Genomic DNA, 11034 nt, shown 5'->3' with positions numbered 1-11034 from the left:
ACGGACCGGATGTTCCGAGGCCCGAAACTCCTTCGAAAGATATCAGGAAGCAATTTGCGTTAGGTCCTGATGAGAAACCGTTGGAGCCTACGGATTGGACGCTTCCCGGTAATAAGAGGAATCTTGGACTTCAGCCGGATCATATCGTCCCCTATCAGCGCATTCAGCGGATGGAGGGGTTCGACAGGCTCACCGAGGCGCAACAGCGCCAGGTTGTGAACTGGTCGGAGAACTTCCATGCGATCAGTGCGCGCGCCAACCTGTCCCGCCAGGAGAAGTCCTTTGTTCAATGGGAGGGGTTCCTGGGGGAAAAGGGGAAGCGGGGGCCTTCGGGGTTCGTTTATCCGGTGGAGCCGCTGGTGCGCACGGAGATGTCGCGGATCGAGCGGCTCATGGAGGAGCGCATCCAGTACATGATCGATCAAATGCTGCCGCCCAAGCCCCCTGCGGGGGGCGGTTGGCCGTACATTCCGTTCTTCCCCGGCAGGTGAGCGCTGCGGTGCGTGTGGTTGTGGAAAGGATGTGAACAAGTGGGTGTGTTCTCGTGGTTGAAGCGTCGTCGGCTTCCCCCTCCGGGGCGTGAGCGCGTGGCGCGGTATGTGGATGAGCGGGGGCCGGTGGTGTTCGTCGAGGGGGCTGTGCCCGGTGGTGCCGTGGTCCCCGAGGCGTGGCGCGCTTTGCCCGCGCTGTCGCCCGCTGAGCGGGTGGAGCTGATGGTGTCGGTGATGGGGGAGACTGTGGGGGAGCACTTGCCCCGGACTCTGCGGGGTTTGCGGGAGCGGTGCGTGGACGCTGAGCTGGCGGTCCACGGCGGCGAGTACTTCGTGGTCTACACCTTCATTGACGGTGAGGGGGGCGAGGAGTGCTTCACGGGGGGCAATCCGTTGCGGCCCTCGTGGCCCGGACCCGGCCAGGACGGGTACGCGGACAACGTGCGGCGCGTGTGGGAGAGTGTGCCCGAGTCGGTGCGGGCCTTCTACGAGCGCACCCACGACGGGTTCGGCCTGTACCCCCATACGCTCTTTGGGCTATACGAGCTCAAGCGCGTCCGTCCTGTCTACGGTGTCCTCGATGTGGGTTATGAGGAGCCGGAGGTGGCCGAGCGGGCGCGGCACTGCTACATGTTCTACGAGGACGCCTCGGGCGCCCCTTTCACGCTCGACATCCTGGCCGACCGGGTCGAGCGGGCCGGGGACTTGTGGTGGATCGATTCGACGCGCGAGTACCACGTGGACTTCTGGGGCGTACTCGACCAGCTCCTCGAAGCGGTGATCGTGCCCCTGGAGGACCGCGGCCCCCGCACGGGCAGGTGAGCGCGGGGAGCGCCCTGCTCGGATAACGGGCCGTACCCGGGCCACCCGGGCAGCGGTCCCTACTCGGGCATCGGCAGCTGCACGACGCGCACCTTGCCGGAATGGACGTAGACGCCCCTTCCCAGCGGGTAGTCGGAGCGCTTGAGCCGGGGGAAGTCCACCTTGAACAGCACGTCCCCGTCCATGGGGTTGGGCTGCATGACGATCCCGTGCCGGGCGTTGCGCACCTCGGCGATCAGCGGCCACCCCGACGACCAGCCCGAAGTCTCCTGCTCGGCGATCAACAGGTGCCCGTTGCGGCGCAGCTTCTTCACAACATCCAGCAGAGCGGACTCAGCCGGGGTCCCCACCAGCTCCGAGAGCGCCTCGACGACCAGGACGACATCGGGGGCGTCGTCGTCAGCGGCCGCGTTCTCCGCGATCTCCTTGACGGGGGCCAGCACGGCCTGCGCCTCGTCGATGCCGCGGGCGCTCGCCCGCCACAGGTCCAAGTCGTGCACGCGCGAACGGCGCGGCCCGATGAAGTACAGCGGGAGGGACGGGCGCCACCGGTGCACCGCCTGGACGACCGACTCGATCGCGCTGGTGCGCCCACTGCCCGGCATCCCGCCGATCGACAGCGCCCCTAGGGGGGAGAAGGGCAGCGGTGCCAGATCCTCCTCGGCGACCCCCAGCACGGGCATCCCCCCGACGGAGGCGGGGACCTCGCTGCGGGCGATCAGGTCGGGGAGGCGCTCAACGCCCTCCGCGGGTGCCACCCCCGCATCGCGCATCCGCTCGGCGAGTTTCACGAAGGCCGCCGCCTGGCTGGGGGCGCTCGACGAGCCGGAAGGGATCGCGACCTGGAGCTCGTTGGCCCCGCCGGAGAAGATCGCGCGCCCGGGCGGTGCTTCGACCAGGACGTTCTTGGGGACGTCGAGCGCCATGTAGCCGTTCTCGTCGGCCTGGCGCAGCACGAGGCGCGTGCGGACGTTCGCCGCCAGCGACGAGGGGAGCGCGCCGGGGCGGTCCGCGGTGAGGATGACGTGGATCCCCGCGCCCCTGCCCTCGGCGAGCAGGCGCGTGAAGTTCCCGTAGGCCTTCAGGGCCGCTCCCGTTCCCGTCTCGTAGGCGTCGCGGAACGCGGAGAGCCCGTCGACGAGCAGCAGGACGCGCGCCTCGTCGGTTTCGCCCGTGCTCCTGCGGTACTCGGAGATGGAGTCGGCGTTCGCCGCCGCGTAGCGCGTCGCGCGGTCGTCGAGAAGCTCGACGAGGCGGCGCAGCAGGCGGGTAACGCGTTCGGTGTCCGAGCCGTCGATGACCGCCCCCACGTTCGGCAGCGGGGAGAGCATCGGCAGGCCCGCGGTGGAGAAGTCGAGGCAGTAGATGTCTGTCCGCGCGCGATCGGACAGCGCCGAGGCCGCGTAGGCGAGCGCGCGCAGCACCCCGGACTTCCCGGAGCCACCGGCTCCGTAGACCGCCAGGTTCCCGTCCGTGTCCGGTGCGTAGTGGACGGTGTGCTGGCTCTGGTGCGCGGGATCGTCGATGACGCCCAAGGGCAGGGCGTTCGGATCGTCCTGCCCGCTGGTGGCGAGCACCTGGTCCATGTCGAAGCGCGCCTCTAGTTCGGGCAGCCAGGGGCGCCGCGGCGCGGGAAGACGGCAGGCGCGGGCGGCGTTCGTGATGGACGCGACGATGCGGGTGATGTCGGTGGGGCCGGAGTCCTCGTCGTCGCGGGTGGTGGCGGGCCTGGGGATCTCCCAAGGGATCCCCGGTCCGAAGGCCATCGTCTCGATGTCGATCCGGGCGGCGGTGGGCGCGTCGGAGGTCCTGCCCCCCGCGTACCCGGTTTGGAAGAGGGAGATCCGCCCTGGGCCCGTGCGCACGGCTCCGCGCCCGGGGATCCTCGGGTCGAACTCGCTGGCCAGGGGCGAGTCGATGACGTCGGTCGAGTCGATCTCGTCCGCCATGCGCAGGGCCACCCGCAGCGCGGTGTTCGCGCGGAGGTTGCCCTTGATGACGCCCGCGGGGCGTTGTGTGGCCAGGATCAGGTGGAGCCCCAGGGACCGGCCGCGCTGGGCGATGTCGATCATCCCGTCGATGAACTCGGGGACCTCCTGGACCAGGGCCGCGAACTCGTCGACGACGATGACCAGGGACGGCGGGCACTCGGGGTCGTTCGTGGCCTCCAGGGAGAGCAGGTCCTTCGCGTTCTTCGCGTTGAGCAGGTGCTCGCGGAAGGTCAGTTCCGCGCGGAAGGAGGTCAGCGCGCGGCGCACCAGGTGGGGCGAGAGGTCGGTGACCAGGCCGACGCAGTGCGGCAGGTTCACGCAGTCCGCGAAGGCGGAACCGCCTTTGTAGTCGACGAAGAGGAATGTGACGCGGCGGGGGCTGTGGGCCGCGGCCATCCCCAGCACCCACGACTGGAGGAACTCGGATTTGCCCGCGCCCGAGGTGCCGCCGACGAGGGCGTGCGGCCCCTGCTCGCGCAGATCCAAGGAGAAGTCGCCCAGGGGCCCCTGCCCGACGAGCGCCTTGAGGGTGCGCGGACCGCGCGTGGAGAGGGCGCCGGCCCCGGGCAGTGAACCGTCCTCGCGCCAGCGGTCGACGGTCACCTGCGGGTCGTCCGCGAGTCCGACGCCGGCCAGGGCCAGGTAGGAGACGGCGCGGGGGATGCCCGACTGGTCGAGGACCGGCGCGCCGGCGTCCTCGATGGGCGACAGCTCGAGTGCGAGGTTGGTGGCGGTCACCTGGGGCAGGAGCTCCAGGGAGGCGATGGGCGTGGTCTGGCGCTGCGTCGTGAAACCGGCGGTGGCACTGGTCCCGCGCACCACCAGGTAGGCGCGGCACGCCGCCGGCAGCTGGTTCTGCGCGTCCGACATCCACACCAGGTGGACGCCGACCTCGGGACCGTCCTCGGCGATGGACACGAGGCGCCCGCGCTCCACGGGGGCGTCGTTCTCGACGAGGACGACGATGCTGGGCAGGTTCGCGCGGGCGTCGCGCCTGCTGGCGACGATCTCCTCGAGCTGGGCCACCAGGGCCGACGCAGTCCGGGGCTCGCGCGCCAGATGGGGGCCGGGGATCGGCGAGTAGGGGGAGTCGACGTGGGGGAGCCACGTGAGGTAGGTCCACGCGGCACTGGACTCCTGCGAGGCCAGGGCCGCGATGACGAGCTCGGCCGGCGAGTGCAGGCAGGTGAGTTGGGCCACGTAGCCCCGCGCGACGGGGAGGCGCTCCTCCCTGGGGCCCGCGACCCCGAGGTTGTCGCATTCGCGCAAGGACGTGGTGATGGGGACGTCGTCGACGTGGCCCGCGGACTCCTTGACTCCGAGCAGGAGCGACCACGTCTCCTCGTCCGCGCCCCGGCGCGGCGGCATCTTCAGCGTGTTGCGCGACGGGGCCCGCCCGTAGCCCAGGGTGACGCGCAGGAACGAGTCGTCGTCGGGGTGGCGGTACCACAGCAGCGGGGTGCGCCCGTAGGCGGCCTCGATCGCGCGCTCCAGGGCGGGGACCTCCTCGCGGCGGCGGTCGTGCTCCTCGTCGAGGGCGTTGGCGACCGACATCCGCAGGTCGTCGAGCGCGGTCTGGAACTTCTCCACATCGGCCTTGTGGGCGCGCTTGCCGGAGATCTTCGACTCCAGTGCGGTGCCCACCATGATCAGGGGGCTCATCGCGAAGAAGAAGATGGTCATGACGTTGCGGAAGATCAGGAAGGAGACCACGCCCATGAGGAGGGGGGCCAGGGCCATGAGCGGGGAGATCCTGCGCCCCGAGCTCGGTGGCCCGGGGGGCTCGGGCGCCTGGAGCTCGCGGCCCTCGTAGTCGATGCGCACGTGCGGGGACCGGTTGAAGGCGGTGCCCGGGCCGTCGGGGCCGCCGCTTTGCTCAGGGGCGTCGACCACGAAGACGGTGGTTCCCGCCTGAACAGGGATCCGCCCGGCCAGGTCGGCGGAGTCGATGTGCTCGCCGTCGACGGTGATCCCGTTGGCGGAGCCGAGGTCGTCTATGCGCGCGCCGGGGTCGATGGTGATGCGCGCGTGGCGCCGCGACACCTCGCGGTCGGTGAGGACGACATCGCATTCGGTGGAGCGTCCGAGGATGTTGGACCCCGGGTGGAGGGGGAACGATTTGCCCGAGTCCGGGCCGCAGACCACCAGCAGGCGGGCGCCGCCCTCCGCGTCGGGTCCCGCTGCCGCGCTGCCGGGGACGAGGCGTATGCGCTGCCCCGACCGCAGGGGCGTGTCGAGGAGAAGGGAATCCGGGGGGAGCACCAGCAGTCGCGCACCGGCCTCGTCGATCACCTCCACGGTGAGTGGCGGGCGCTCCGCGGCCCGGATCCCAGTGCGCCCGGACTCGATGGCGCCCGCCAGGTCCCCGATGGTCGCCGTGGCCTCGGTGGTGACCAGGATGGGCACGGTGCCGCCATTGGCGCTCAACTCGAACTTGAAGCGCATCATCCCTCCAAATGGTCAGGGAACCATGGGATCCGTCGGTCCGTCGTGTGGTTTAAGGCTCGGACTGTGCCATCCGCCGAAAATATATGCTTCCATAGTATTTGGCAATCGGTCAGGATTGTGTTTGTCGCATCACAGTCGCCGATAGGTGCGGCGAGGGCCGATGGAATGGGGGAGATATGCTCGAACGGCTCGGTGAAGCGTTCAAGGACGCCCGGAGGCGGACCGCTGCCGCGCTGTGCCTCGTGATGGTCGCCTGTCTGGCGGTGCTGCAGCCGACCGGCCCCGCAGTGGCCGGCGCCCCGACGCTGCAGCACGTCAGCGTCACCCTCGACGGCTCCTCCGCCGTCACCAATGTGGGCCTGGCGTCCATGACGAAGAACCCCAGCGGCGCCGTCACCGAGTACTCCGACACGATCGAGCCGCAGGACGCCGTCCAGAACCTGCCGGTGCGCATCCGCACCACGTGGACCCACGACGGCCAGGTCGGCACCGACCTGGCCCTCCTGGCCGGGAAGTCGGGCCGTTTCGTCATCCAGTGGTTCGTCGAGAACCTCACGGCGGAGCCCACCGAGGTCTCCTACGAGTCCAACGGCATGCGCTACAGCCAGACCGAACTGGTGGGCGTGCCCATCACCATCGCCGCCCACGCGGAGGTGTCCGGAGGAGCGGTCGTCACCGCCGCGGACGAGCAGGGCACTGTGTCGGACGGGAGCGTTCTGGCGCTCGACTCCGCCACGACCTCCGTGCAGTGGGCGGCACTGCTCGCTCCCCCCGCCCTGAGCCCCACGACTTCATTCACCCTGGTCGTCGACTCCTCCGACTTCCAGGTCCCCCAGCTCTCCCTGTCCACCATCGCCGGGATCACGACCGACCCCTCGTTGGCCGGCCTGCTGCGCGGCGCCCTCGATCCGGGCACGGCGCGGGGCGCCAGTGAGCAGCAAGTCCTCGACACCGTGGGAAAGGCCACCACGAGCCTCGGAGAGGCCCGCGAGTTCGTCGATAAAGTGCACTCGGCGCTGCGCTCCGACGTCTCCACCATCGCGGACAGCACCTACGCGGACCTGCGCTCCAGCTCCAACCAGGTCGCCTCTCACCTGCGCACGACCGGCTCACAGCTGGAGGCCATCGGCGCATCCGCCGAGTCGGCGGTGGGCGGAGCCACGGAGGGCGTGCGCGGGAGCCTGAGATCCCTGGTCGACTCCTTCGCCTCCCTGCTCGGCACGAACTCGGACCCCGAGCTCACCGCCTCCGCCGTGGAAGGGTGCTCGCTCACCCTGCCGGGGCTCGCGGAGGGCGAGGAGCGGACGGTGTCATCGACCTTCGCCCTGGTGAACGCCCAGATGGAGGCGCTGGGGGCAGTGCTCACCCCATCTGAGGAGAATGACTCGTGCAGGGACGCCATCGTGTCCGGGCTGCGCGCCTCCATCGGAGACCCCGCGGTCTTCGACGGCGGCGAGCAGGCGCGCGTGTGCGAGGAGGCGGACGCCTCGGCGGCGTCGCTGACGTGCGCGCTCCATTTGCTCGACTCCGACGTGGACCAGAGGCTCCAGCGCCTGAACACCCTCGCGGAGGCGGCGGTGACGGGCTACGAGGGCCTGGGGACCAACCAGCTCATGGACGTGCTGCGGGGGCGCACGGGCCTGGCCAGCCAGCTCGGCAGGCTCTCCGAGCGCGTGAAGGCGCTGCAGGACGCCGACCCGAACGCGGGCGCTGCGCGCCCCGTCGACGAACTGGCCGCGGACAACGAGGCGGCGATCAACGCCGTCAAGTCCGCCACCGCCTCCCTGGGATCGGCCTCCAGCTGGTTGGACTCCGTCGACGGCGTGCGCGGAGCCCTGGCCACCGCGTTGAACGGCGACGGGGCGGACCAGGGGCTGATCGCCCGGCTCGACGCCCTCGCGAACTCGACGGAGGGCAGCGCCTCCGTGGGGTCCTGGTTCCTCTCGTCGAACACGCCCGCCGCCATCGACTCCATCGTGGGACAGCTGGACGCCCAAGGAAAGCGGTGCAACGCGTCGTGGGCGCAGGGGCTCACCAGTGACTCCAGCGCGGACGCCATCGTCGCCGCACTGGGCGGCCTCGACCAGCAGGACTGCCCCGCCGCCCAACTGGCCCGCTCCACCGCGTCGATGGTGGAGGGCTACGCGGCGACCGTCGGGGCCATCCAGTCGCTGCGCGCCTCAGCGGCCGCCGCGCGCGACAACGCCCAGCAGATGAACGGGCAGCTCACCGCCCTCAACGACGCCGTGGCCAAGCTGCGCGCGTCGATCGGCTCGGGGGAGGAGCTGGCGAACGCCCTGTACGCGCTGTACGACGAGCGCGTGAGCGCCGACCACCCCGACCCCACCGGGGTACTCGTCGAGGTCCGCGCCCTCCTGGCCGACATCCGCGGTGGCGTCCCCGACCAGCGCGCGCAGATCCGCCAGATTGCCACGATCGTCAACGGGATCTGGCCGGACTCGTCGGTCATGCCGCTCACCAACCCGCTGGAGTGCCCGGCGGACGACGCGGGCACCGCGCCCGGGGCGAGCGGGCAAGCCGTCGTGTGGCTGGCGAACCGCTCGTACTGCGCGAACACGGACCTCGGCGCTGCGCTGGGATCCCTGAAGTCGGGGATCGCCAGTACCAGCGACTCCTCCCACCAGCTCATCGCCCAGGGCAAGGACCGCGCCACCGGCGCCCTCGACGGCGCCGTCAACGGCATCGACGCGCTGGGGAGCCAGCTTCAAAGCGGGATCGCCGCCCAGCGGGAGCAGTCCGACGGCGCCACCAGGCGCATGATCGACGAGGCGGGCGCCCGGTCGGACGAGAGGCTCGCCCAGGCGCTCGGCGACCTGGACACGTCGATGAACGCGACCCTCACCGGGCTGCGCGACGGCCTGGGCGACGCCGCGGGCCAGTCCACCACCGTCGCGTCCAGCCTGGAGCACCAGTTCGAGGTGCTCCTGCTCAACCTGGGCCAGCCGGGCACCAACTCCCGCCTCGGCCTCATCGGGAAACTGAGGGGGATCACGACCGACATCGGGGCGACGGGCGATGTCCTGGACCACTCGAGCGCCTCCGTCGGCGCGGTCGCCCACTCCCGCGCCGCAGCGCTGAGACGGGCGAACCTGAGGGCCGCCGCGTGCTCGCTGGCGGACAGCCGCCTGCAGGAGTACACGCCCTTCAACGGGGGAGCGGGGCCCACGACGACGATCATCACCTACACGATCGGGGTGTCGAAGTGAAGCGCCCCCGGCTCCCCATCGCCCTCCTGGTCCTGGGAGTAGCGGCCGGGACCGCGGCGTGCCGCCCGGGCGGCGGCTCCTCCCAATCCGATCCAGCAGCGCAGCCCGCGGCCCTCGTCGACGCCGCCCTGCACCACTCCCTGCCCGCGGACGCGCCACTGTCGATAGGCGTCCTCATCGGCCCCACCGAGGGGAGGGGGTCCGAGTTCCGGCCCCTCATCGAGGGGGCGAACCTGGCTGCCTACCGCTTCGGACTCGGGGGGACGCCAGTGGACCTGCGCGTCGCCCTGGACGACGGCACGCCCTCGGGCGCCACGGACGCCGTCCGCTCCCTGCTGGACGGGGGCGTGGGCGCGATCCTGGTGGAGTCCCAGTCCGACGGGCACCTCGACGCCGCGCTCGCCGAGGCGTCCGCAGCGGATTGCGCGGTCGTCATGGCGTACTCGCAGGCCGGGGCCGACGGGGTGTGGAGCCTGGCGCCCTCCGCCACGGGAGTGAGGGCGGCGATCGACCAGACCCTCAGGGACGCGCGCCTTTCCAAGCCCTACGTGGTCACCGGGGCCCAGCGCCAGGGCCCGGTCGAGGGCATCGCCTCGGGGTCCGCCGCCGACCCGCGGGCGCAGGCCACTGCGGTCAAAGAGCGTTTGGACAACCGCGAGATCGACTCGGTCGTGGTCGCCGCCTCCGCGGACGAGGCCGCTGCCTTCGTGACCGCGCTGGAGGCCGCCCTCGACGACCCGCAGACCCTGGTCTTCCTGACCCCGGAGGCGATGACGCCGGCGTTCGGGGACGCGGTCACCGCCTCGGGGGCATCGGAGGGGCGCCTGGTCACAGTGGGCCGCGCCCCCGCTGAGACGACGGCCCTCACCGCGGGGGAGGCGGGCGACGCCGCCTCCGCCTTCTACGCGGCGATGCGCATGGCCGCGTCGGACCCCCAGTGCGAGAACATCTACAAGGACGACGCGTGCGCCACATCGATCCGCAGCGCCGACGCCACCAGCCACGACGCGGTCGTCGCCCTGGTCCGGGCGGCCGAGGCCGCGCAGTCCTCCAAGCCCGTGCGCGTCCGCGCCGCCCTGTCGGCCCTCACCGTCTCGACCAAGCAGGGACTGGCGGTGGGGACGTTGGACTTCCGCTCCTACGAGGCGGTCCCCGCCTCCGAGAGGCGCGTCCTGCGGGCAACGGCCTCCGACACCGGGTTGGCCCCCCAGTCAGGCGGAGCCGTCCCGACGCTCCACTGGTTCGGGCAATGACCCGCGCAGGGGGAGCCCCGCTCGGCAGCCGCTACACCCTGGAGGAGCCCATCAGCGCGGGCGCCATGGGCGAGGTGTGGCGGGCGCGCGACAACCGCAGTGGCGGACAGGTCGCGGCGAAACTGCTCAAAGAGCACCACGAGGACGATCCGGAGGTCATCGCCCGTTTCATCAACGAGCGCAAACTCCTTCTCGCAGTGGACCACCCTGGTGTCGTGGGAGCCAGGGACATGGTCGTCGAGGGGGACACCCTCGCGATAATCATGGACCTGGTCGAGGGGCCCGACCTGGCGGCGCTGCTGCGCGAGCACGGGCCGTTGGCGGAGGACCGGGCCGCCGCCGTGGGCGCGGGCGTCCTCGGCGCACTCGCGGCCGCACACCGGGCGGGCATCGTGCACCGGGACGTCAAACCGTCCAACGTGCTCATCACCCATCCGGACGCCCCCACCGCCGCCGGGGTCCGCCTCGTCGACTTCGGAATCGCCGCTCTGGCCGCACAGGAACCGGACAGCGAGCGCATCGGGACCCCCGCCTACATGGCGCCGGAAGTGGACGCGGGCGGGCGCGCCACCCCTGCCGCTGACGTCTACTCCGCAGGAGTCGTCCTCTACGAGATGCTCTCCGGCGAGCCACCCCGCGCAGCGGCCGGGGCCGACTGCGGCCGGGCGCCGCGCCTGCCCATCGACGACGCGCTGTGGGACCTCGTCGCGCACATGCTGGCCGAGGACCCGGACGCCAGGCCGAGCGCCGCCGCCTGCCTGCGCGCCCTGAGGCGACTGGCCCCGCCCGGCAGGGACGCGGC

The 11034-nt window shown here is 71.4% G+C and carries 6 protein-coding genes; 5 read left to right on the top strand and 1 reads right to left on the bottom strand.

What is annotated here, in order from left to right:
* Both BH719_RS04945 and BH719_RS04940 read left to right on the top strand, forming a co-directional pair.
* Positions 1-491, top strand: a 491-nt coding sequence (locus tag BH719_RS04945) for a hypothetical protein (RefSeq protein ID WP_009743663.1), incomplete at its 5' end; no start/stop codon positions are given.
* Positions 492-599: 108 nt separating this feature from the next.
* Positions 600-1313 (top strand): hypothetical protein, encoded by a 714-nt coding sequence (locus BH719_RS04940; RefSeq protein ID WP_245683257.1) that lies wholly within the window; start codon positions 600-602, stop codon positions 1311-1313.
* A gap of 59 nt (positions 1314-1372) precedes the next feature.
* Here BH719_RS04940 and BH719_RS04935 read toward each other — a convergent pair whose 3' ends face one another.
* Positions 1373-5752, bottom strand: coding sequence for a type VII secretion EssC family protein (locus BH719_RS04935; protein ID WP_009743661.1), 4380 nt, complete (start codon positions 5750-5752; stop codon positions 1373-1375).
* 176 nt (positions 5753-5928) lie between these two features.
* Here BH719_RS04935 and BH719_RS04930 point away from each other — a divergent pair, with 176 nt between their 5' ends.
* The 3 genes from BH719_RS04930 to BH719_RS04920 form a co-directional block, all read left to right on the top strand.
* On the top strand, positions 5929-8979 hold the full coding sequence (locus BH719_RS04930) for a hypothetical protein (protein WP_009743659.1): 3051 nt from the start codon (positions 5929-5931) through the stop codon (positions 8977-8979).
* A complete protein-coding gene (locus BH719_RS04925; protein WP_009743658.1) occupies positions 8976-10232 on the top strand; it encodes a type 1 periplasmic-binding domain-containing protein in 1257 nt (418 codons plus the stop codon). Before BH719_RS04930 ends, BH719_RS04925 begins: the two co-directional genes overlap by 4 nt.
* Positions 10229-11034 (top strand): serine/threonine-protein kinase (locus tag BH719_RS04920; RefSeq protein ID WP_009743657.1); only part of this gene is annotated, 806 nt, incomplete at its 3' end. The genes BH719_RS04925 and BH719_RS04920, both read left to right, overlap by 4 nt.

Origin of the sequence: Pauljensenia hongkongensis, assembly GCF_001746855.1 — a bacterium.
GTDB lineage: Bacteria > Actinomycetota > Actinomycetes > Actinomycetales > Actinomycetaceae > Pauljensenia > Pauljensenia hongkongensis.
The sequence above is the reverse complement of the archived record's forward strand: the minus strand, read 5'-3'. Positions and strand labels throughout refer to the sequence as shown.

Excerpts from the sequence above, each read along its gene's own strand:
- BH719_RS04930 (WP_009743659.1), top strand. The coding sequence starts at position 5,929 with ATGCTCGAACGGCTCGGTGAAGCGTTCAAGGACGCCCGGAGGCGGACC.
- BH719_RS04935 (WP_009743661.1), bottom strand. The coding sequence starts at position 5,752 with ATGATGCGCTTCAAGTTCGAGTTGAGCGCCAATGGCGGCACCGTGCCC.